The 22,688-nt window shown below is 34.8% G+C and carries 22 protein-coding genes and 1 other annotated feature; of the genes, 4 read left to right on the top strand and 18 right to left on the bottom strand.

Annotated features, from left to right (window positions below; genetic code table 11):
* Nucleotides 1-26: 26 nt before the first annotated feature.
* The gene (locus CD003_RS06670) at nt 27-1,013 is read right to left on the bottom strand and encodes an ABC transporter substrate-binding protein (RefSeq protein WP_096200367.1); all 987 of its coding nucleotides are present in this window, start codon (nt 1,011-1,013) and stop codon (nt 27-29) included.
* 227 nt (nt 1,014-1,240) lie between these two features.
* Between CD003_RS06670 and CD003_RS06665 the strand changes: the two genes are divergently transcribed.
* On the top strand, nt 1,241-2,068 hold the full coding sequence (locus CD003_RS06665) for an ABC transporter ATP-binding protein (protein WP_096200365.1): 828 nt from the start codon (nt 1,241-1,243) through the stop codon (nt 2,066-2,068).
* A 321-nt stretch (nt 2,069-2,389) separates the two neighbouring features.
* On the opposite strand, the gene CD003_RS06660 is transcribed toward CD003_RS06665, so the two are convergent.
* The 11 genes from CD003_RS06660 to CD003_RS06610 form a co-directional block, all read right to left on the bottom strand.
* Complete coding sequence (locus tag CD003_RS06660) at nt 2,390-2,545, bottom strand: DUF1540 domain-containing protein (protein ID WP_096200363.1); 156 nt, start codon at nt 2,543-2,545, stop codon at nt 2,390-2,392.
* Nucleotides 2,546-2,597: 52 nt separating this feature from the next.
* A complete protein-coding gene (locus CD003_RS06655; RefSeq protein WP_096200361.1) occupies nt 2,598-3,944 on the bottom strand; it encodes an MATE family efflux transporter in 1,347 nt (448 codons plus the stop codon).
* 60 nt (nt 3,945-4,004) lie between these two features.
* Nucleotides 4,005-4,775, bottom strand: a complete 771-nt coding sequence (locus tag CD003_RS06650) for an ABC transporter ATP-binding protein (protein ID WP_096200359.1) — start codon at nt 4,773-4,775, stop codon at nt 4,005-4,007.
* Nucleotides 4,772-5,590 (bottom strand): ABC transporter ATP-binding protein, encoded by an 819-nt coding sequence (locus CD003_RS06645; RefSeq protein WP_096200357.1) that lies wholly within the window; start codon nt 5,588-5,590, stop codon nt 4,772-4,774. The genes CD003_RS06650 and CD003_RS06645 overlap by 4 nt, the downstream gene beginning before the upstream one ends.
* Nucleotides 5,587-6,435 (bottom strand): nickel transporter permease, encoded by an 849-nt coding sequence (gene nikC, locus CD003_RS06640; protein WP_096200355.1) that lies wholly within the window; start codon nt 6,433-6,435, stop codon nt 5,587-5,589. The genes CD003_RS06645 and nikC overlap by 4 nt, the downstream gene beginning before the upstream one ends.
* The gene (nikB, locus tag CD003_RS06635; RefSeq protein ID WP_096200353.1) at nt 6,435-7,385 is read right to left on the bottom strand and encodes a nickel ABC transporter permease; all 951 of its coding nucleotides are present in this window, start codon (nt 7,383-7,385) and stop codon (nt 6,435-6,437) included. The genes nikC and nikB overlap by 1 nt, the downstream gene beginning before the upstream one ends.
* 184 nt (nt 7,386-7,569) lie before the next feature.
* Nucleotides 7,570-9,120, bottom strand: a complete 1,551-nt coding sequence (gene nikA, locus CD003_RS06630; RefSeq protein WP_179295463.1) for a nickel ABC transporter substrate-binding protein — start codon at nt 9,118-9,120, stop codon at nt 7,570-7,572.
* Between the two features lie 326 nt (nt 9,121-9,446).
* Complete coding sequence (locus tag CD003_RS06625) at nt 9,447-10,109, bottom strand: phosphatase PAP2 family protein (protein WP_096200351.1); 663 nt, start codon at nt 10,107-10,109, stop codon at nt 9,447-9,449.
* 229 nt (nt 10,110-10,338) lie between these two features.
* Nucleotides 10,339-11,613: an ATP-binding protein gene (locus tag CD003_RS06620; RefSeq protein WP_096200349.1), complete on the bottom strand. Its 1,275-nt coding sequence runs from the start codon at nt 11,611-11,613 to the stop codon at nt 10,339-10,341.
* Between the two features lie 248 nt (nt 11,614-11,861).
* Nucleotides 11,862-13,106 (bottom strand): tyrosine--tRNA ligase, encoded by a 1,245-nt coding sequence (gene tyrS / locus CD003_RS06615; RefSeq protein ID WP_096200347.1) that lies wholly within the window; start codon nt 13,104-13,106, stop codon nt 11,862-11,864.
* Between the two features lie 120 nt (nt 13,107-13,226).
* Nucleotides 13,227-13,440, bottom strand: a binding site (T-box leader).
* Nucleotides 13,441-13,458: 18 nt separating this feature from the next.
* Nucleotides 13,459-13,896 (bottom strand): MarR family winged helix-turn-helix transcriptional regulator, encoded by a 438-nt coding sequence (locus CD003_RS06610; protein WP_096200345.1) that lies wholly within the window; start codon nt 13,894-13,896, stop codon nt 13,459-13,461.
* 660 nt (nt 13,897-14,556) lie between these two features.
* Between CD003_RS06610 and CD003_RS06605 the strand changes: the two genes are divergently transcribed.
* From CD003_RS06605 to CD003_RS06595, 3 genes are all read left to right on the top strand, one after another.
* Nucleotides 14,557-15,402, top strand: coding sequence for a sensor histidine kinase (locus CD003_RS06605; protein WP_179295462.1), 846 nt, complete (start codon nt 14,557-14,559; stop codon nt 15,400-15,402).
* Nucleotides 15,403-15,613: 211 nt separating this feature from the next.
* Nucleotides 15,614-16,072: a hypothetical protein gene (locus CD003_RS06600; protein WP_096200341.1), complete on the top strand. Its 459-nt coding sequence runs from the start codon at nt 15,614-15,616 to the stop codon at nt 16,070-16,072.
* Between the two features lie 212 nt (nt 16,073-16,284).
* Entirely contained in the window at nt 16,285-16,452 is a 168-nt protein-coding gene (locus CD003_RS06595) for an aspartyl-phosphate phosphatase Spo0E family protein (RefSeq protein WP_096200339.1), read from the top strand.
* Nucleotides 16,453-16,624: 172 nt separating this feature from the next.
* Here CD003_RS06595 and CD003_RS06590 read toward each other — a convergent pair whose 3' ends face one another.
* From CD003_RS06590 to CD003_RS06570, 6 genes are all read right to left on the bottom strand, one after another.
* The gene (locus CD003_RS06590; RefSeq protein WP_096200337.1) at nt 16,625-16,903 is read right to left on the bottom strand and encodes an aminotransferase class III-fold pyridoxal phosphate-dependent enzyme; all 279 of its coding nucleotides are present in this window, start codon (nt 16,901-16,903) and stop codon (nt 16,625-16,627) included.
* Between the two features lie 92 nt (nt 16,904-16,995).
* On the bottom strand, nt 16,996-17,250 hold the full coding sequence (locus CD003_RS22220; RefSeq protein ID WP_257008352.1) for a hypothetical protein: 255 nt from the start codon (nt 17,248-17,250) through the stop codon (nt 16,996-16,998).
* Nucleotides 17,251-17,252: 2 nt separating this feature from the next.
* The gene (locus tag CD003_RS22215) at nt 17,253-17,792 is read right to left on the bottom strand and encodes a hypothetical protein (protein WP_257008228.1); all 540 of its coding nucleotides are present in this window, start codon (nt 17,790-17,792) and stop codon (nt 17,253-17,255) included.
* A 279-nt stretch (nt 17,793-18,071) separates the two neighbouring features.
* Nucleotides 18,072-19,817, bottom strand: a complete 1,746-nt coding sequence (locus tag CD003_RS06580; RefSeq protein ID WP_096200335.1) for an adenine deaminase C-terminal domain-containing protein — start codon at nt 19,815-19,817, stop codon at nt 18,072-18,074.
* Between the two features lie 59 nt (nt 19,818-19,876).
* Nucleotides 19,877-20,854, bottom strand: a complete 978-nt coding sequence (locus CD003_RS06575; RefSeq protein WP_096200333.1) for an NAD(P)H-dependent flavin oxidoreductase — start codon at nt 20,852-20,854, stop codon at nt 19,877-19,879.
* A gap of 284 nt (nt 20,855-21,138) precedes the next feature.
* Nucleotides 21,139-22,677, bottom strand: a complete 1,539-nt coding sequence (locus CD003_RS06570; RefSeq protein WP_096200331.1) for a class I adenylate-forming enzyme family protein — start codon at nt 22,675-22,677, stop codon at nt 21,139-21,141.
* Nucleotides 22,678-22,688 lie beyond the last annotated feature (11 nt).

The following is a 22,688-nucleotide window of genomic DNA, read 5'->3' as shown; positions in this document are numbered from 1 at the left end:
TGACTTTTTCTGCGAGCTCCTACCCATTATTTGCTCACCAATGTTTTCGTAATCTGCTCAACAAGCGTACCAGCTGATAAAGGACCTCCATAAAGCCATGTATCCGCTCCAAGGTCGTATAATCTGTCTTCTTTAACAAACGTTAAATTTTCCCATACTTTATTCCCTTTTAACTGGTTCTCATAAATATTGTCTGCATCAGGTACAGTATATAAGTAGTTTGTATTTTCATATTTTACAAGACCTTCAACATTAAATGTACTTGAACCAAAAATTTCAAATTGGTCTGGCACATGAGCATTATTAAGTCCCATCTTATCTAGAATAATAGAAGCCATAGAATGTGGAGTAAAAACTCGTACTTCCGGCGCTTGAGCTCCCGTATAGGCAAGCGTTAAAATAACATCTTTGGTTGCTAGGTTTGCAGCATTAATTGTTGACTGTGCTTCATCATACTTTTGATCAAGCTCAGCTAACACTTCTTGTGCTACTGTTTCTTTCCCAACTGCTTTTGCCATTTCATTAAATGTTTGTTCCATCTCTTCATACAAATTAATGCTCTCATCTTCTGGATACGGATTAAAAATGACTGTTGGTGCAATTGATTCTAATTGGTCAATCATCCCGTCATGACGGAAGCTGACACCGATAATTAAGTCAGGATTAAGTGAGGCAATCGCCTCTAGACTAGGCTCTTGACGCCCGCCAACATCTACAACACTATCATCTAATTGAGGCTCAATATTTACATAATCTCCATATGATTCAATGTCAGCCATTCCAACTGGCTGGATTCCTAGTGCTAATAAATTCTCTGCATACGTCCACTCTAAAACTACTACTCTTTCAGCCGGAGCATCAAGAGTTACTTCTCCATTCGAGCCCATAAATGTAACTTGATTACCCTTAGTCACTGAATTTTCTACTACAGTTTCTACTTTGCTAGAAGAACATGCCGCTAAAACTACTAATAGTAATCCAAGCGTAAGTATGTTTCGCATTACTTTTTTCATTTTAAAAAACCTCCAAATATGATGTGTACATCTAAGTAGTTATGAATCTGATAATCATTATCATTCCATAAACGTTAGTTTAACCTCACTTTTTGATAAAGTAAAGAGTTTTTTTGATACAAATAATCATTATCAATTGAAATATATTATGTTATGATAAAGATAAATACAATGAGAAATATTATCATGCTCTTTAAGGTATTATTGATGTAGGGGGGAATATATTTATGAAAGCATCTATCCAAACAAACAAATTATCTGTTGGTTATAATGACCGCTTACTATTTCAAAGCTTAAACTTGACTATTCCACGTGGACAAATATCAGTATTTGTCGGCAGTAACGGCTGTGGAAAGTCAACACTTCTTCGTTCTATGACACGATTATTAAAGCCAGCTGAAGGCTCCGTTTTACTAGAAGGGAAAGATGTACATCGTATGTCTTCAAGAGAAGTAGCAAAGAAAATGGGAATTTTACCACAGTCCCCTATCTCACCTGAAGGACTAACGGTTTATGACTTAGTAAAGCAAGGTCGTTATCCTCACCAATCATGGCTAAAGCGCTGGACTGAGGAAGATACTGAGAAAGTTGATGCCGCAATGAAAGCAACACGTGTCGATGAACTACGGGATAGACCTGTTGATGAACTTTCAGGTGGACAACGTCAACGTGCTTGGATTGCAATGACTCTTGCACAAGACTCAGATATTATTTTACTAGATGAGCCTACTACCTATTTAGATATGACACATCAAATAGAGATATTAGACCTTTTATTCGAGTTGAATGAGAAACATTCTCGTACAATTATTATGGTCTTACATGATATAAATTTAGCTTCTCGTTATGCTCATAATATTATTGCTATTAAAGACGGAGCTGTTTTCAATCAGGGTACTCCGGAAGACATTATTAATTGTGACTTGGTTCGATCAGTTTTTGGTATGGAATGTCAGGTAACAAATGACCCCCTATTTGGTACACCACACTGTATTCCATTCGGTCGTGGACGTTGTGTCATTCCAAGTAATAACGAGGTAATTACAGGTGCTTAATTATAATCTTAAACAATTTCACGTCGACATTGTTGACCATCCAAACGGGTTTTTGACAGTTAATGAAAGTATTAGTCAACATCCAAAATTACTAGCAGAGATAAACACATTATATGACTCTCCCAACAAAGCTGTAGCGACCTCTCTCTATATGCGTCGCTATGGCTTACTTTTTGCCTCCGTATTGTCCTAAAAAAGGTAGAAAATCCTCTCTCAATTTCTAGGCAAAAAAACTGATGAAATCACGAATAAAAATGATAATCATTATCAATAATAACATAAAGAAAAGAGACAACCACGTACTTGGCTGTCTCTTTCTGATTACATTCCTGGTTCAAATGTTTTACAGTCCGTTTCTTTTTGAGAAGCGGCTTCTTTCCCTTTGTGACTTACTACATAAATTTCTGAAGCAGCACATTTGTTTCCTTGTTCATTGTACACGCAATTACTTACTTCACATAAGACATCTTGAGCCATTATGATTCACCCCTCCTACAGGGTTATCATTGACAAAGAGACATTAATTCATTCAAGTAAACTTTAAACGCGTTAATTTCGGAATATATAATGATAAAAAGAAAGAACGGAAAAAAGTAAATAATACAAATGCAATCCATACTCCATGGTTTTGATACAGAGGTACAAAGAACCATAGGGCAAATAGAAACATAATTAATGCTAAGACAATCGAATCTCTCACAGGACCAGCCTCTGTAGCTCCTGAGAATATCCCTTCTAATTGCAAGCCCCAAAAGCCAACAATAGGATAAACAAGCATCCAGAATAATGCTTCAACCGTTACTACTCGTACTTCTATAATTGTTGTAAATAACCCAACGATACTTTCTCCAAAACCTATCATAATGAATGATAAGAAAATGGCCGAAATAAAGCCCCATTGAGCAGAGAGCTTATAGGCACGTTTATAAAGCGATTGATTCTTAGCTCCAATAGATCTACCAACAATAATACTTGAGGCATTAGCAAAACCGCTTAGCATATATGCCATAATATAATGAATTTGTAGTAAAATGGCATTCGCCGCTAACGTAATTTCTCCCATACTTGCACCCTTTGCAGTAAATATTCCTGTCATTATAAGGAGGCATACAGTACGTAAGAATAAGTCACGATTAACTTTCATCATTTTAAGTAATGGTTCAGAATCTAATAGCTTATTAAGGTTAAAGTCAGCTAATGTCAGATTATTTAAACGTATAATAAGCCATAAACCAAATAATACAGATGTAACTTCAGAAATCAATGTCGCATACGCAACTCCGCTAACTCCCATTCCAAAACCTAAAACAAAAATAAAATCTAATACAATATTTAATACATTCATTAGTATTTGAGTTGCTAAAGCTAGGCGTACCTTCCCCATCCCAATTAACCAACCAATAATGACATAGCTGAGCAAAATAAATGGTGCACCCCATATTCGAATAGAAAAGTAGGTTGCTGCAAAGGATGATACTGCTTCACTACCTCCGATAACAGCTAAAGCAATTTGTAAAATAGGTTGTTGAAAAATGACGAAGAACATACCAAATATCATTGCAATGATCATCGGGCGGAATAAAGATAAAAGTATTTCACTTTGGTTATTTGCTCCTTCAGCCTGAGCCGTAAATCCACTTGTACTAACTCGAAGAAACCCTAATAACCAATACATTGTATTAAAAATAACGGCACCAATCGCTACTCCACCAATAACAGCTGGGTCCGGAATCCTACCAACCACTGCTGTATCGACTGCACCTAATATTGGGGTAGAGATACCTGAAATGATTAGTGGAACTGCTAATATTAAATACTCTTTTTGGCTAAAGGGAATCGTATTCTTTAACTCTGTAGGCGCTGTCTCTAGTTTCATACGCTTCCTCATTTACTATAAATTTTCAAAAGGCTTAATCCACTATTTACATCACTAAATTTAGTCGATTTTCGCTGCTTCAATTAAGGCCTTGGTATATGAGTGACGCTCCTTATGATAAAGCTCTTCCAACCTAAACTGATCAACGATGATGCCATTATGAAGTACGATCATTTTTTCACATAGAAAGGAAACTGCCCTTATATCATGAGAAATAAAAAGAATCGTCATATTCGTTTTCTTTTGGAGGTCCTTCAGTAACTCCAATATTTGAACTTGAACCGTAACATCTAAGCTTGCTGTAGGTTCATCACAAATGAGAAAAGCCGGTTCAATGCTTATTGCTCTAGCAATACATACGCGCTGCTTTTGACCCCCACTTAATTCTCCTGGATAACGATCAACCATTTTCCTGTCCAATCCTACTAACTCTAAAAGGGCTTCTGCAATTTCTCTTCTTGAAAGTCCTTCTACAGATATAAAGGAGGGCGTAAATTCCTTATAATTATCTAAAGGCTCTACTATACTTTTCCATATCGGTAACTTGGGATTAAGAGCACCTGTAGAATCTTGAAATATCATTTGAACATTCTTTCTGAACTCACGTAAAAGGGCTCGTTTTTTCGGTGCTATTGATTGACCATTTATCTTGATACAGCCTTCTTTATAAGGTTCTAACCCTATAAGTATCCTTGCGAGAGTACTCTTACCACTACCACTTTCTCCTACAATTCCTATGCATTCCCCTTCCGCAACACGAAAAGAAATATTTTGTAAGGCTTGTATGCTCTTTGAATAATGTTTTGATAATCCATCTACTATTAAACTCATAACGCACTCACTCTTACATTTTGTAATGGCTTCTCTTCTGGGAGAGAAAGTAAACAAGAACATAATTTTTTTGTATATGGATGTTTATGATGGCAACGAATTTGTTCTGGTAGCCCTTCTTCAACGATTTCACCTTGATTCATCACATACATACGGTCAGTTCGCTTATATGCTTGAGCTAAATCATGAGTAATCATTAACACCGCGCATCCTGTATTATTACGAATTTTGTCTATATAATCTAGTACCTTTTCGCCATTCATCACATCCAAGGCTGTAGTAATTTCATCACATATAAGTAAGGCAGGCCTTAATGCTAGAGTCATGGCTATCGTAGCTCGTTGAACTTCCCCACCACTTAATTGAAAAGGATAACTTCGATAAACCCGCTCTGAATCTAACCCCATTTCTTCAAGAACTGAATAAGCTATAGTTATTGCTTCTTTCTTCTGTACTTTCTGATGAGTACAAATCGTTTCTATCATTTGTTTTCCTACTTTTATATAAGGAGTAAAACTACCACGGTAATCTTGAAAAATCATCCCTATTTCACGACCAAGAAGTTTTCGATGTTCTTTTTGAGAAATTGATAACAAATCTGTCCCTTGATAAAAAATATGACCAGATACATTCATTTCTGAAGGAAGAAGTCCCATTATTGCTCTTGCAGTTAAGCTCTTCCCACTACCACTCTCTCCAATTAGACCGACAATCTCCCCTTTTTCTATCTTTATATTACTCTTTTTTACTAGAAAATTATTCTCTTTTCCTTGCTCAATACACAAATCTTGAATGAAAATTAGAGGTTTACTCACAAATAATCCCTCCCTTTTCTGATATCGAAATAACTTTTTAACCCATCGCCAAGTAGGTTACAACATAGAACCGTAATCATTATTGCAAGTCCTGGATAAATCATAAGCGAAGGTATCACTTGAAAATAACCACGACCATCGTTAAGCATCGCTCCCCACTCTGGGATAGGTGGCTGCGCTCCAAGGCCAATATAAGATAAAGCTGAAATAAGTAAAATCACTTTTCCTACATCAATTGCTGCCATGACAATAATATCTGGAATAACTTGAGGTAATAAATGCTTCCGTATTGTTTTTAGAGAGCTTGAATTAGCAGCTTTTGAAACTAATACATACTCTTTCTCTTTTTCCACAAGGACTAATCCCCTTACGACTCGTGCATAAACAATCCACCGAACTAGAACAATTGCAATGACTATATTGGTTAAGCTAGGACCTAACATTCCTGCAATAGCAATAGCCAAGATAAAATCTGGAAAAGCCAAAATCCCGTCAATTATTCTCATAAAGAATGCATCAATCTTCCCACCAATATAGCCAGAGATAAGTCCGATTGGGACTCCAATGAAGATGGCCATTAGGATAGCAAACATACCTAAACCAATCGTTAATTTAGCACCATATACGATCCTTGAAAAAACATCTCTACCTAATTGATCCGTACCTAACCAATGTACAGACGAAGCTCCTTGTAACCTGTTCCCCATATTAATTTGAAACGGATCATGAGGCGTGAGAACTCCTCCAAGAAATGTAATACCTGCAAGGAATATAGCAAGCAACATTCCAAAAACGATATTCGGATTCCGTAGAAGTCGCGATGTCTTATTTAATGTTGTTTCCATCACCCTAAATCCTTTCCTTGCTTAATTTGTGGGTTAATCACTAAATATAATAAGTCAACAATTAAGTTTGTTACGACTACAAGAAAACCAACCACGAGAATATAACCTTGAATGACCGGATAATCTCGATGCATCACAGCATTCACTATCAGTTCTCCCATTCCTGGCCAAGAAAAGAGAATCTCTATAACAGTTATCCCTCCCAGTAAACTTCCAATACTTAAACCAAACATAGTTACTAAAGGAATAAGACTTCCTCGTAAAGCATGAAAAATAAGTATTCGTTCTTTCCTTAATCCTCTCGCTTTTGCAGCCTCTATGTATGGACTTTGCAACGTTGATATAAGCCGTTCTCGTAATAACCTAATATACATTGGAGCCATTGCAATCCCAAGAGTTATAGATGGTAAAACAAAATGAGCAAGAGTACCTTTCCCCATAACAGGTAAAAGATTGAGTTGTAGTGAGAAAAAATAGATTAATAGTAACCCTAACCAAAAGCTTGGGATAGAGGCACCGATCATCGCTATCCATCTGCTGAGATAATCGGGCCAACGCCCTTCGTAAACTGCACCTACTATTCCAAGTGGAACAGAAATGACAAAAAGTACAATCAATCCCCCTATTGATAATGCAATTGTCGCTGGTAATCTGCTCATGATCATATCTAGAACAGGCCTATTAGCAATGATCGATTCACCCAAATCTAACTGTGCAACACTCCAAATCCACTGACCATATTGGACTAAAATTGGTTGGTCAAAACCATACTCTTTCATTAACCTCTCTTCATCAACCGTTGTGGAAATCACATCGTCTACCTTTAAAATCGCTCTAATTGGATCGCCAGGTGTAATTTTCATTAATAAAAAAGTGATAAACGAAAGAACTAATACCATAATGAGTAATTGAATTATCCTCGAACCAATAATCGATAAGACTCTAAGCATATTCTTCACCTCCTGAACAACGTTATTTACTAGTCAACAAGAAGAGGATGTCCCAAAAGGTCATTTTTTACCTTTGGGGACATCCTCGAAGTAATGCGCGAAGTCATTACCACTTCTTAAATCTGCTAATTGAACTTTTCAGTCGTCTTTGGTCCTCATAGCAAATGCCACTTCTATTTCGTTACTATTCAACATTCATTTTATTCGTAATTAAATAGTATTCTTCAGAACCGGGACTCCAGTTTTTTATCCGCTCATTTACGCCAACAATAATATGAGGATGTAGGATAAACGATTGTGGTACCTCTTCTTGGATAATTGCCACAGCTTGTTTTTGAAGAGAAATCCGTTCGTTTAAATCTGATGTTACATTTAATTGTTGTGTTAGCTCATTTAATGCAGGAATAGTAATTTGTCCTGGATTTAGCGAACCCTCAGGCAAATAGGATACATTTAAGAAGTAGCCTCCGTCTCCGCGCGGAGCTGTTAATATGGAATATGTTGCGATATCCCACTCATCCTGCTGTTCCCATAAATAACTATCAATGTTTTCAACCGTCACGATATTCAAATCAATACCTAGACTTGCTGCTTCCGCTTGGAAGTATTGCGCCATTAACGGTAGTTCAGGTCTGCCCTGATACGTCGCCAATGTTAATTGAAGAATCTCTCCATCTTTTTCTAACTTTCCATTTTCGTTTAATGCATACCCAGCTTCATTTAGTAATGCCTCTGCTTGCGTTGGGTCATAATTTACTGGTTCCTCTTCACTCGCAAATGGAAATTCAGGATAGAAAGGACCATTTGCTGCTGTTGCATGTCCATTCATGATTTCATTTACTGCGATTGGACGATTAACAAGTAAGTCTAAAGCTTTACGTACGTTAACATCTTGTAATTCGGGCTTTGCAGCATTATATAGTAGAAAATGAACACGTAAACTTGAAACTGATTCAACACGAAGGTTGACACTATTTTCAATTGGTGCTAATCCTTCTGGAGGTAAATGATACGCAATATCGACTTCACCTGATTGAAGAGCTAGTGCTCGAACATTACCATCCGAGTTAAATTTAATTGTTACTTCATCTAAATTAGCTGCACCATCCCAGTATTCTTCGTACCTTTCAAGGTTAATCTCAGCTTCAGTTGTAAATCCAACTACTTGAAATGGACCAGTAGCGATTGGTTGTTCACTAATATTTTCGTGATCAGCTTTTATGATAGCAGTATTTATATGGACTAATTCTGAAAGAAATGCTGGGTATTCTTCAGAAGTGATAAAACTAATTTCTTGACCATCTGCTTCCATAGATTCAATTTTTAAGCTTGATGCAATTGCATCGTTAACTTCAATTAGACGTTCAAACGAAGCCAAAACTGCCTCTCCATCAACAGATGATCCATCATGGAACGTAACTCCATCTCTAATAGTAAATATCCATGTTCTCTCATCGGCTTGCTTCCATGACTCTGCTAACCATGGTTGAATTTCCAACTGTTCATCAATTTTTACAAGCGTTTCTGCAATTCCAGCACGAACACCCATCCAGTCTTGATGAGGGTCAATAGTTTTTGATGCAAAACTAAACAACAATGTAACAGACTTCTTACTAGATTCTGAGGTTTCACTTGCCACCTCTTTATTAACTGTTTCTTTCGCATTATTACAACCAGTAATAACTGTAAAAAGAGCTGCAATCATAATAAACAGAACTACTTTCTTTTTAAACATTCATTCCACTCCTAATATTTTTTCGATAGCTAGTATGTACCACTACTCTTTCGATAAATGTAATCATTACGATTTATATATTATAAGAAATGTAGAATAAAAACTTTTACTAATACAATAAATCGTAACAGTTATTATTTGTACCTATTTAATATACTTAAGCTAGCAAATGGTGTCAATGATTATATTGACTAATAAAATTACTTCTATTACTGCTGCAAGTACTTCTCTTTCTTCTTTGCTCGCAGTATTTTACTCCTTACTTGTCTCGCAAAATTAAAATAAGAACTGTCGTTAAAACAGTTCCTAAATTTATAACATATTATTTATTGAAAGGTGAAACCTACTTTTCGTTTTGGTTTAAACTTTCTAAAGAAATACAAGCAGACAAAGAACCAAGATATTGAGATACTTATCGCTGAAATAATATCAGATGGATAATGTAGTCCTAAGTACACTCTACTTTGAGCAATGAGAATTATCATTATTCCACATAAAATAGATAATAATATTTTTATTGAATAATGATTAATTACTTGATATATCAAGTAAATTAAAAAGCTAAAAAGTATTACACTTCGCATAGTATGTCCACTAGGGAAACTGTAAGATGGAATTTCAAGTGAATAGTTGAATACTTCAAGTTCTCTTCCCTCTCCTGGTCGTTCTCTTTGGAATAAGACCTTTAATACAAAGTTAATGAAAATGCCACCAATTGTAATGGATAATAAAAATATGCTAGTAAAGACATTCTTCTTAACTAACAATAGGAATACAATGACAAACGTTATTATCAAAATCATTTCACCTGAACCTACTGCTGTTACCACTCGCATTATTTCAGTAAAATAGGGTAAATGATTAGTTTGAATCCATGCAATCAGAATATCATCGTATACTAACCCATTGCCATAAATGGACTGGTACGATATTAACAGAAAAACAATAAAAGCTACGAAGGAAATTATAATAAGATAATTTTGTTTCATATGAATATACACTCCCTTTAAAATTAAACATCCTGAAATATACTATAAAAAACAAAATATGTATAGTGTTTGATACATTTAATTTTCTAAAAAACGTAATAGTAACGACATATGTCTCAACATAAATGCATTTGAAGTTACTATTATATGAAAAGGCATCTTCTTTGAGTGAAGATGCCTTTTCGTCTGAATATATATAAATTTCAATCAAATTCTAGTATTGTACTCTTCAACTAGTAGGGTCCATTTTTGGAAACGAAAGTGTAAAAGTAGTCCCTTTACCAACTTCACTTTCAACATTCATCTCTCCATTCATTATTTTTACGATGCTATAAACAACCATTGTACCTAAACCTGTCCCTTTATCTTTCGTCGAATAATACGGTGTTCCAAGTCGATTAACTTGTTCTGAATTCATTCCGACTCCTGTATCTATAATTGTAATTACCACTCGTCCTTCTTGTTCTTCCAATATGACGTTTAAACATCCCCCGTCAGGCATAGCTTCTATTGCGTTCTTAGATAGATTAATCAAACATTGATGTAACTTTTGACGTTCACCAACAATGAAAAGCTTGTGTTTAACTTCAACAACTACATCGACACTATGCATATTAGCATAAGGAATCATGACTTTGTTTAGGTACTCTAGTTCTTTTTCTAAGTCAAGTATTTCCGTATTTTCTAATGAAGGTTTCGCAAACGTTAGATAATCAGAAATCGTCGACTCCGCGCGTTCTAATTCATCTAATGAAAGATCCGCATACATTCTCTGCTTTTCAGGAGGAAGCCCCGGTTCTCGAAGTAATTGTAGAAAACCTTTCGTAACAGTTAGAGGGTTTCGTACTTCATGTGAGATACTCGCTGCTATATCACTAACAACTCTTAATTTCTCAAGTTTTTTTATCTCACCTATCATTAGCTGTTCTTTTTTCGCACGTTCAATATATGTAACAAACAAGACAATTCCTACAGTCTGTGACCCATAAACAATAAGCAAACTCATTATTACACTTAAATCATTACTAATTCCAAAAAAGTACAATGAAATAGCTAATATTGCTTTACCAAAAACCGAACATACTAAGGTGATTTTCACCTTTTCTTTTGTCAAATTTGCCTTTTTAAAAAGTGGAATAGCATAAAGCAATACAAGAAATAAAATTGCATACATGACAACAGTGACATAAAAACCCGCATCTAACCCTAGGAAAAAACGATATGATATTATTACAATTAGAAGGGATAGCGCAACTCTACGCCCTCCATATAATGCACCAATGATAAAAGGTACTTGTCGCATATCAAAGATAAAGCCAGTAATAGGGTATGCAGGAAATGTCATACACAACACTATCGCAAGTACGGATAAGACACCAATAAAAAGTTCATTTGAATAACGATTCTTTATTTTCCCTTCGATATAACCGTAATAGACAAAATACAGTAGAAACACAAAGGAAAGATTTAATATAAAATCTTTAATAATAGTAGGCATTATCATAATACGTCCTCAATTCTAGTAAATTAACAATAGCTGATAACATATATTATGTATGATTATTTATAAATTTATATGATTTCGACAAAAGAAGTCAAGGTATTACATTATTTTTTGAAAATAGTATATAGAACAGGCTATAACTTGATTATAATATAGCTTACTAAAGGTAAAAGCCACAGAAAAAAGTGTGTATTTCACTTTTTCTGTGGCTTCATTAAGTTAGTTTCTATCGAAATATTCCAATCACATCATAATTTTATTTTAACAAACTTCCGCTTTCCTACTTGTATAACCAATCCATCCTTAATGGTAACGAGCATACCAGTGTCTTCTACTCTATCACCATTTATTTTCACACCTCTATTATCAATCATTCGGCGTGCTTCACTTTTTGAGCTTAATAAATCTAAAGTAACAAGGAGTTCAAGAATGAGAACTTCTTTATTACCCTTCCAGTCAGCCACTGGGATCTCATCTGGTACCGCCCCTTTTTGAAAGACTGACACGAATTGCTGTTCCGCTTTTTTCGCTGCTTCTTCACCGTGGTACATTTTTACAATCGTTTTCCCTAAGAGCATTTTTGCGTCTCTAGGATGTAATTCTCCCGACTCCAAGTTTTTCTTAATTTCTGCAATTTGCTCTGGTGAAAAGTCAGTAATGAGTTCAAAGTATTTATTCATTAACTCATCTGGAATAGACATTGCTTTCCCGTACATTTCTTGTGGACTTTCATCAATACCAATATAGTTTTTCTTTGATTTTGACATTTTTTCTACACCATCAAGACCTTCAAGTAACGGCATAAGCATTGCTACTTGTTTTTCTTTTCCGAACTTTTCTTGGAAGTGTCGTCCCATTAAAATGTTAAAATGCTGGTCCGTTCCACCTAGTTCAATATCACACTCTAAAACCACCGAATCGTAGCCTTGCATTAACGGGTAGAAGAACTCATGAAGTGAGATCGGCTTACCAAGAGCAATTCTTTCTTCAAAATCGTCCCTTTCCATTAGTCTTGCGACGGTTATTTTTCCTGCTAGTTGAACGACGTCTTCAAAGTTTAATTTTGATAGCCACTCCGAATTATAATGTAGCTCAACTTTATCCATGTCCATCACTTTTCCAAATTGCTCAAAGTACGTTGTTGCATTGTATTTAACTTCTTCATCGGTTAATGGTTTTCTAGCAATAGACTTACCGGTTGGATCTCCAATCTTGCCTGTAAAATCTCCAATTAATAATTGGATAATATGACCGTTATCTTGAAACTGTTTCATTTTCTTAAGTACAACAGTATGGCCAAGGTGTACATCTGGGGCTGAAGGATCTAACCCTAGTTTGATTTTTAGTGGTCTGTTTTCTAGCACTGATTTTGCAACTTTCTTTTCTAAATCTTCGAGTGGGATAATATCTTGTACACCTTGCTTGTATATTTCCATCTGTCTTTTAACCTCTATTAGTTGTTCTTCTGTTAGTTGTTTGATTAATTCACTCATTTTTCATTCCTCCAATAATAAAATATAACCCGCAAAGCGGAATTTGTTTGAATATGCCCACTTTCCAAACTAAAGTATTTATACGTCCTGATAAACATAAAAAACCACATCCCTAACTATAGAAGGGACGTGGTTTTGCACGCGGTACCACCCTTGTTGAAGATTACGATCTCCCACTTAATTGAATAACGGTTCATCCGTCTCTGTCACTATTACTGTAACAAAGAAAGCTCAGGGAATGTATTTCGTCCTACCTATGTGTCGATTCACACCAACCATCGACTCTCTGATACAGGGAGATAGCTACTACTAGATTTCCGATCACAGCTCTTTTCATATTAAATTGTTTAAATCAAAAGCCAGACTCTCGAATTACTTTCCTCAATAACTCTGATATGTTCTTTTGCTCGCCCACAGTCAAACTTGAAACGATCTGAACTTCCCCTTCATGAAAACGAGGATATAGTTCTTCCATTACTTGCTTCCCTTTATCCGTTATCGTAACGTACGTTATCCTTCTATCCCTATTGTCCACTTTACGATAGCAAAGTTCTTTACGTTCTAATGTATTCGTAATATTACTTACAGTGGCTTTAGTTACCCCTGCCGATTCTGCTAATTTTTTCGTTTCGATCGAATTTCCTATCCACAAATCATATAGTATTGAAAAGGATGTCCACGATAGGTTGTACTCCGATAAGACCTCTCGCTCCATTTTATTTCTTAACCCTTGAGCAATTCGATAAATATTAGTAACAACAGCAATTGCATCTAAGTTAAGTGAATTCATTGGTAATTTCGTTAAGAGGTTGATCGTATCTTTCTCTTCAGGAAGTAAATCCCCAGCGTCATTAAATTTATGAATATGACACCCCTCCTTAAGTTTTCTTAATCGTTAGCTATGAAACGATTTTAACAAAAAAAATATTGTAATGCAATATAGAATTAAATTATTACTACTAGGATAAGACTGCTACAGACATAGAGCGCTATGAGTGGTTTATTCATAACAAGCGCGCAACGTATAGAGCTAGAACTTCTTGAATCGTTTTGATTGGACTTTTTCGGTGCCCGTGTAAAACCATAAAAATAGCTTGTAAGTATTTCTATAAGGTAAGTGTTTCCTTCCTCCTATATCCACTTAGCTATATTCAAAGATCGCTAAGTAAGATATAGGAGGAACGACATGAGAAGGAGTTGACGGTGGATAAAATACTTTAAGCCTAATGCATTTTCTGGAACTATTATATCTTTTATCACCAAAAGGACTGCAGTAGTAAACAGTCTGACATTCTTTGGTGGTATAAATTTAGAGTCTACCAATGTGTATGAATAAACACATTTATGAGAACGTCAAAAATCTATATTTTTTGTGTTATAATCCTATTAAAACTAACTTTAAGGAGTAAAATGGCTGTTTTTTTGTTACAAGCCATAAATGTTCAATTTTATGAATTTTGTCACTTTAGTACTTATCATCTTAATTCAATTATTGTTAGTTTTCTTCGCTATTATTTCAATCGCAGGCTTAAAGGATAATGCTCTTGATATCATTGGGGTCCCAATTCACTTAATTTTCGTTATTGTATTAAACATTCTATCTCTTTACATATTAGGGAAAATCTTTAAACGCGAGGAGAAACGAAAAGTTTATAATACTGAATCTACTCATGTTGAAGAGTTCCGGTCCCTAGTTACTTCAGTTCGATCTGACCGCCATGACCTTAACAATCACTTAACGGTTATTTCCGGACTAATAAAAATAAAGAACTTTGATGCCGCTGATAAATACATTCAAGAAATGATCGGTGATATTAATATTAATAATAAGGCATTGACGATAAAAAATCCTATTCTCTCTTCAATGCTATATTCGAAAATGGGCAAGTATCAAAAAGCAGGCATACCTTTTAGCGTGAATATAGCAAATGAAGAAATTGAAACTATTTTATCTTCTACCGATTTAATACGATTAATTAGCAACTTGCTTGATAATGCCTATGAAGCAACACTTAAAATGCCTAATGAAGAACGCAAAATCGAATTAGAAATTGTGAAAGTCAATGATACAATGAAATTAATCGTAAAAAACACCTCTATTTTGAAAGAGATTACTGAAAATCATTTCAAAATCGGTTATTCTACTAAATCGAAATCAGATAGGGGATACGGCTTAGCAATTATCCAAGAAGTTACTGAGAAATATAATGGTTTTTTGGAAGTCGATACTACAGGTAATATAGTAAGTATTGAAATCTCATTTCCGAAATTGGTGGAAAATGATCAATCACGTTAGTGTAAGAGTAGCCAAAGATTAGGTATTTATGTTGATAGAACTACCGAACATAGCTTTTTTTCTAGTCAAAATCCTATTATTAATGCAAAATCAGCCACTAACACCTAATGATTCCATAATATATATGGGTAGTTTTAAAATGTCGCTTTTAGCCGCCAAAAATATTATACTACTAATATCATCAATGCTTTACAACAAGAAAGGAGTTATTATGGAGTGGTTTAGTTTCTTTTTATTATCGTTTCCAGAAGCATTCTTTATGCTCGCAGTTTCTTTTGCTCTTTTTGGTATTTCAATCAAGAAGAACTTAAAATCTCTGCTTATTTTCTCAGTATTATATGGTGGAGTAGCTTTTACTTTAAGTATTTATATGATGAATTCAGTCAAACCTTTAATTAACTTAACAGTGTTCGCATTATTAGTAGTGATAATTTTCCGTTTTAAAATACTTCATGGTTTTATTATTGGTATCATTGGGTTTATTTTGTTAGTATTTTTTGAAATCATTTTACTTCTTCCTCTTACTCAAATTATTCCATTTGAACAAATTGCAGCAGGTACGTGGTCACGAATTTTAGCTGGTATTATAACTATACATATTCCATTGTTAGTCACTCTACTAGTTATACAAAGATTTAAGCTAGTAATAAAGATTCCTTTGTTAAAATAAACAAGAATTATGAAAAAGGTGCCCAGATTAATTTTCCTATTAGTTTGGCACCTTTTTTAAGAATTATAAGTACTTTGATACTATTTTTTTATAAAGTCTCAAAAGGTTTTGTCGATTTATAAGAATTATTGTCGAACCGGTTAACAGGCATTAATACTACTATATAATGGTCTATGTTGTCTTATTTTATTTCTTAAAGTAGGAGTATGGTTATGGATAAAAGGGCCTTAATAATAGAGTTGGAATACAAAATTGATACATTACGAATTCGTATGATTAAGTTAGCTCAATCAAAAGGATTTAATCATCCTGATACTATTGAATGTAGCCAAGAGCTTGATGTTTTCCTAAATAAATACCAACGATTGAAGTCAAATTAAAAAACTTCTAATATTCCTTATAACCTAGTATTCTGACTGGTATAAATGGTCCTGACAAAACACCAAAGGACAAAGGAGAGCTTCTCCTAGGTTATTTCCTATGAATATAGCTCTAACTCTGTTAAAGGTTAACCCCCGCGCACAGCCTTTGCTGCAAGCGGGGGTTAATTGTTTATATCTTCATTTCCTGTTCTTCCTTCTTAAAAAACTCCTTCATCGCGTGATACACATCCCCTTTTCCTTGAAGAGCCGCATACATTGATGGATCAAATGGTTTATTACTTTCTGGGTCTGCTAACATTTCCATTCCACCCATTAATCCAATCGCTTTAGCTCTAGCAGTAATTTTGTGATTTTCTTCTAGGTATTTTAAACCTTTAAGGAGTTTATCCCCCATCCGTTTTGCGTTACCTACTAAGTCTTCATTTACAATTATTGATTGGTTATGCAAATTGCACTTTTTTATCCCTCATAATCAGATTGCACTTTTATCACTTGTTCTACAGCTTCTTTTTGGTGTGGAGCCAAAATATTACTTGGAAGTCATTGTATTGCTCCGAAAAATGGATCTTCTACAACTTTACTTTGTAAACCACTTAATGATTCAATGATTCTAAGTGTACAAAATGGAACATACGACGGACTATAGCCACCTTCATGACAAACAACTAGACGTCCGTCACAGTGTCGCTCAGCCAATTTTTTAACAAACGTGGCGAACTGTCCAAACCCATCAGCTGTTACGATCATTTGAGCAAGTGGATCGAACACACCAGCATCTTGTCCAGCAGCGACAATAATTAGTTCTGGCTGAAATTGATCAACGATGGGTCTACAGCTTTTTCAAATGCATATAGATACCCTGCATTTCCTGTGCCAGCAGGTAAAGGGATATTTACATTGAACCCCTTCCCGTCTCCTCTACCTACGTTAAGACTAGTTTTATTGTATAAATACATAGTCATAATATCATAGTGATGATATTTTTTAAAAAAATCATTATATAATTCCAACTTTTCATATTCTTCTTTAGGAATAAGATCTAAAATACGGTGTACACAATTTCTTTTTTGGTTTAAATGCTTATTATGTCTTGGATTTAAGTAAACATCTAATTTATTGTAGTATTTAATATACTCATCAATTGGTTTTTGGGCTATATTTAATTTACATATCGGCTGTAAATTGTATTTATTATCGCATCTCCAAAGAATAGATTGGGAATATCCTAATATTCTTTCAAAATGTGTTAACATTTTTTGAATATCATCTTCAGTGTGATTGACTTCCTCCATGAAAGAAAGAATACTCATATAACTTTGCTGGGATATATTGTTCATAAATACCTCCCGAAATTTTTATATTAAGTAAATCAATGATAGCTTACAATTAACTCATTTCTTCTTCCCTAAATTTCCAGCTATGATTCCACTTAGTAGTGCAACTGCAATTGCTAACCAAGTCCAAAAACTCATATATCCACCGCACTTTTCATATTATTTTGAATAAAATCAACGTTCTAGTAGGCAATCTATTAATTATGTATACATCAAAACTACAATCACTTTTTTTCCTTTTCCAATAATTCTATTATTTTATCTAATTTCTTTTCCAGTTCATCAAGTTCTTATAGTTGGCAAAACCAAAACTTTTTTATTTTTTACATCATATAACCCACTTGGAGTCAATCTAATAAATGGTAAATGTGTTGCTGAAAAAAATAATAAAGTGAAAGCTGGATCATCATATTTATAGCCCATCTTTTTTAGTAACTCAATCATTTTTTTCTCAGCTTTAATTAGACAATCCATATCTAATTCAGACATGATTCCCGTTAGGGTTAATGGAATTTCATGGATAATATGATTTTCTTCCACTAAGACCATACCACCACCAACTGCTTTCATCCGTTCAAAAGCAATTAGCATATCTTTTTTATTTTTACCTATTAGTAAGATATCACCTGTTCCAGAATAAGAACTAGCAAACCCGCCTATTTGTTCGGCAAACCCTTTTACTAATGTATTGATTCTCCATGTTCCATCTCTAGCAATCATCATAAGAAAACATTCGTCATAGTCAAGTGATAATTCATCATTAGATAACTCAATATTTTTTTCATATGTTTGGGTAATAACGTTATTTACTAATTTAATACCAATAGGGCTTGTAAAGTTCAAATCATCCGCATGTAAATCCCAGCTTAAAGTAAGTGGGGTTAGTTGATAATTGTCCCAGTCGATGATTGGTGCATCATTACTAGCTATTTCATTTTTCTTAATCCATTTCCCTTTTGCTAGCACACTAATCGGTGTAGGATTGCTTTTGCTCTCTAATATATTTATATTAGCTATTCTCCCTGTAGCAATTGATCCGTGTAAATGTTCTATATTATAGTAGCGCGCAATATTATAACTTGCCATTTTATAAGCTTCAATTACTGGAATACCATGATTAATTGCTAAGTCTATCAGTCTATCAGTCATTCCACTTTCATAAAAGTAAGGATGTGACCCATCCGTTGTAAAGAATAATCTATCAAATTTCTTAATACCTAGCTCTATTAGTTCTTTTAATAAAATTTCTAAATCAGGTCGAATTGACGAATGTCTAAGAGATACTGTATAGCCTTGCATTAGACGTGTAAGTGCTTCTTGACCTGTCATTGCTTCATGATCACAGTCTATACCAAATAACATAAACTTTGCCAAAGTACGTTCAGAAGCACCTGGAAAATGTCCTTCTACTTTTTTATGTAACTTCTTTGCCTCTTGTACCCAGGTTAACATTTGGTTATCTCCATTTAGTAATTTCGGCCACGCTGTTAGCTCCCCGCCTTGTAGCACTGATTCATGTTGAAGCCAAGAGAGAACATCTTCCGTATTGAAGATCTCTTCATTATTTAGATATTCACTTTGCCCATCAAAGCGACACCACCAATACATGCTTGATGGAATATTTTTAAATTCATCTAGTAATTCAAAAGCTACTTTAGTAGGGAGGTTAAGGAAAAAAGTTATGTTATCACTAATTAATGTCGTTGTACCAAATTGGCCTGCATAATTTGCAAAAGTAAGAGGGTTGTATAACTGAAAAGGGTGGCTATGTGGCTCAATATATCCAGGTACAACAAATTTCCCCTGACAATCTACAATCTCATGCCCATCTAACTTATTAGGGAGATCCTCTCCAACATAAACAATACGGTCTTCAAATATCCAAATATTTGCTACTGTCCATTCTTCCAAATACGTATTTAAATAGGTTGCGTTTGTAAGGATAATATCAGGACTTTTTTCTCCTTCAAGTACCTTAACTTGGTTTCGTATTTGATTGTTACTCCATCTATAATTTCTATCATCCATCATAAAACCTCCAGATTTAATTATTATAATAAGTAAATAAGTTCAAGTTTCTGAGTCATCTAACCCTCTTTACGTAAAATTTTTCTTATACGATTCTGTCCTTCTTCTGCCGTTAGGATCATCTCATCAAACAATTCCTGTACTGTCGGAATAGTTTTGATTAGACCGATTACTTGCCCAGCCCATCCGAAGCCTTCTACTTCATTACCATCATAGATATATGTAAGATTTGCTTTACCACTAATTAAATCTTTCAGGTCTTCGTAAGTTGTTCCTTCTTGTTCGCGTTCGATAATACTCATTGCAAAATCACTTTTTAGGACTCGTCCCGGTGCACCTATTGTTTTCTTAATAATCACTGTATCCGTTTCACTTGCATTAACAATTGCCTGTTTATATTTCTCATGTGCTTGAATACATTCCTTCGTTGCAATAAAACGAGTCCCCATTTCAACTCCTTCTGCACCAAGTGACAGAGATGCGAGTAATCCACGTCCATCACCAATGCCTCCACTAGCTAATACTGGAATTGAAACAGAATCTACGACACGAGGAATAAGCACCATTGTTCCAATATCGTCCCGTCCTAAATGTCCACCACCTTCCTGTCCAACTGCCATCACAGCATCAGCACCAAGTTCTTCAGCTTTTATAGCTTGTCTAACCCCTGCTACAAGGACAAGCGTGCGAATGTTTTCTCCTTTAATTCGTTCAAATACAGGTTGTGGGTTCGCTCCTGTTAAAGAGATAGCCGGTACCTTTTCCTCAATGGCAACTTCAAGTAATTCCTGATATTTTCCACCGTTGTCGTGCTTTGCAATTGCAAAATTTACGCCAAATGGATTATTGGTAAGAGTACGGACTTTACGGATTTCTTCTCGTAACTTTTCTGGTGTACCTAGTGTAGCTGCTGTAATTTGTCCAAGCCCACCAGCATTCGAAACCGCAGCTGCCAAATCTGCATAAGCAAGATACGCAAGTCCTCCCTGAACAATTGGATATTTAATGCCGAAAATCTCAGTAACACGTGTTTTCATAGTTTCTCCCACCTTATTTAAAATGTTCTATATCATAGATTCAATATTATAGTTTAATAATCCTATAAATATTACTGATAGATTGAAGACTTAAAGTAGATAATTTTCTTGTGAAAGGCTGGTTAAACAAAAGAAGTCATCAAGTAGTGAAATAGATGACTTCTTTTGTTTATATGTTTAATCTCAAACTCCATACCAGTTTAAATGTTCTTTCCCTAAAATCTACCCATACATGCTCCTGCTGTAAGACTATATCTCGGTTCAACATTGATGACACTAGGATTTTATTTAGTATGTTCTGATTCCCTATATGTTGATCTCAACTCTACTTTTAATATTTTTCCTGAAGGGTTTCTTGGAAGCTCTTTTATAAAATCAACTGATTTTGGGATTTTATAGCTTGCCATTTTTCCATGACAAAAATTTATTATATCCTGACTAGATGGAGTTGTTCCCTCTTTATGGACTACGATTGCTTTAACAGACTCTCCCCATACTGAATCAGGTACTCCAATAACAGCAACATCCAGTATATCCGGGTGTGAGTAAAGAACATTTTCAATTTCCTTTGGATATATATTTACTCCACCGCTAATTAGCATGTCTTTTTTACGATCAACAATATAATAATAGCCTTCTTCATCCTGTAAAGCTAAATCACCAACGGTAAAATAGTCTTGCCAGAACGATTCCTCGGTCGCCTCTTTATTATTATAATAATGGTCTAATAGATATGGCGACTTAAAATATAATTCTCCAACTTCTCCATTTGCAACTGGCTTCTTATTATCGTCTAAAATAAGGCATTCTACATAAGGAAAAGGCTGACCAACGCAACTCTCTTTTCTTCGAATATCCTTTGGTTTGATATTTAATGTAATCGCACTTTCAGTAGATCCATAGAATTCATGTAAATCTACATTAGAGAAAAATTCTAATACATCTAATTTCGTTTGTGTAGGTAGCGGAGCTCCAGCAGAAATCAGGACTCTCATCGACTTTGTGTCATACTTCGTTTGAGTTTCATTGTCTAAATTAACAATAAAATTGAACATCGTTGGTGCCATAAAAGTATTTGTGGCTTTGTATTTCTCAACATCTGCAAGGAATTGTTCCGGTGTAAAGGATTCTTCAATAACTAAAGTACCTCCTACAATCAATTGCATCATCAAGAAAATCCATGGGGCCGCATGATAAATTGGCCCTGCTACGATATGTACATCTGATTCATCTATTTTGTATTCATAAGCTGCGACCATTCCTGTTAGTATTCGAGAACGATGAGATATTACTACACCTTTCGGCTTACCTGTAGTACCAGACGTATAACCAAGATAAAGAGTATCGTTTTCATTCACATAAATATCCGGTTCAGCTGTGGACCCATTTTGTATAAACGTCTCATAATCTATTAGGTTACTAGAAGAAGAGTTCCCTATTACTATAACCGTATCCAATTGAGGTAATACTGGTAAAAGAGCTTCAATATCACTCGCATATTCATCCGTTGTAATGAATCCTCTACATTGTGAATCTAAAACAATATATTCAATCTCTGGACCGACAAGTCTAAAATTAATTGGAACAATCGTCACGCCAATTTTTGATAACCCAACCATGAGTTCAATATAAGCTGCATTGTTTTTCATTAAAACTGAAACTTTATCACCTTTTTTATATCCCTTTGTAATGAAAGCGTTTGCAATTTGGTTTGCACGTATGTTTAGTTCACCATATGTCCATTGTTTTTCTTGAAAAATAACTGCAGGCTTATTATTATATTTCTCTGCATTCTGTTTCATAATGGTTCCAAATGTTAGCACGTAAGCACATC

It is taken from the genome of Bacillus sp. FJAT-45350, from assembly GCF_002335805.1.
Taxonomy (GTDB): Bacteria; Bacillota; Bacilli; order Bacillales; family NISU01; genus FJAT-45350.
This window is presented reverse-complemented; position numbering and strand designations above follow the sequence as displayed.

Bases quoted from the DNA above. Each gene is read 5' to 3' on its own strand.
- CD003_RS06670 (WP_096200367.1), bottom strand. From the start codon at position 1,013: ATGAAAAAAGTAATGCGAAACATACTTACGCTTGGATTACTATTAGTA.
- CD003_RS06665 (WP_096200365.1), top strand. From the start codon at position 1,241: ATGAAAGCATCTATCCAAACAAACAAATTATCTGTTGGTTATAATGAC.
- CD003_RS06660 (WP_096200363.1), bottom strand. From the start codon at position 2,545: ATGGCTCAAGATGTCTTATGTGAAGTAAGTAATTGCGTGTACAATGAA.
- CD003_RS06655 (WP_096200361.1), bottom strand. From the start codon at position 3,944: ATGAAACTAGAGACAGCGCCTACAGAGTTAAAGAATACGATTCCCTTT.
- CD003_RS06650 (WP_096200359.1), bottom strand. From the start codon at position 4,775: ATGAGTTTAATAGTAGATGGATTATCAAAACATTATTCAAAGAGCATA.
- nikC (WP_096200355.1), bottom strand. From the start codon at position 6,435: ATGGAAACAACATTAAATAAGACATCGCGACTTCTACGGAATCCGAAT.
- nikB (WP_096200353.1), bottom strand. From the start codon at position 7,385: ATGCTTAGAGTCTTATCGATTATTGGTTCGAGGATAATTCAATTACTC.
- nikA (WP_179295463.1), bottom strand. From the start codon at position 9,120: ATGTTTAAAAAGAAAGTAGTTCTGTTTATTATGATTGCAGCTCTTTTT.
- CD003_RS06625 (WP_096200351.1), bottom strand. From the start codon at position 10,109: ATGAAACAAAATTATCTTATTATAATTTCCTTCGTAGCTTTTATTGTT.
- CD003_RS06620 (WP_096200349.1), bottom strand. From the start codon at position 11,613: ATGATAATGCCTACTATTATTAAAGATTTTATATTAAATCTTTCCTTT.
- tyrS (WP_096200347.1), bottom strand. From the start codon at position 13,106: ATGAGTGAATTAATCAAACAACTAACAGAAGAACAACTAATAGAGGTT.
- CD003_RS06610 (WP_096200345.1), bottom strand. From the start codon at position 13,896: ATGAATTCACTTAACTTAGATGCAATTGCTGTTGTTACTAATATTTAT.
- CD003_RS06605 (WP_179295462.1), top strand. From the start codon at position 14,557: ATGAATTTTGTCACTTTAGTACTTATCATCTTAATTCAATTATTGTTA.
- CD003_RS06600 (WP_096200341.1), top strand. From the start codon at position 15,614: ATGGAGTGGTTTAGTTTCTTTTTATTATCGTTTCCAGAAGCATTCTTT.
- CD003_RS06595 (WP_096200339.1), top strand. From the start codon at position 16,285: ATGGATAAAAGGGCCTTAATAATAGAGTTGGAATACAAAATTGATACA.
- CD003_RS22215 (WP_257008228.1), bottom strand. From the start codon at position 17,792: ATGAACAATATATCCCAGCAAAGTTATATGAGTATTCTTTCTTTCATG.
- CD003_RS06580 (WP_096200335.1), bottom strand. From the start codon at position 19,817: ATGGATGATAGAAATTATAGATGGAGTAACAATCAAATACGAAACCAA.
- CD003_RS06575 (WP_096200333.1), bottom strand. From the start codon at position 20,854: ATGAAAACACGTGTTACTGAGATTTTCGGCATTAAATATCCAATTGTT.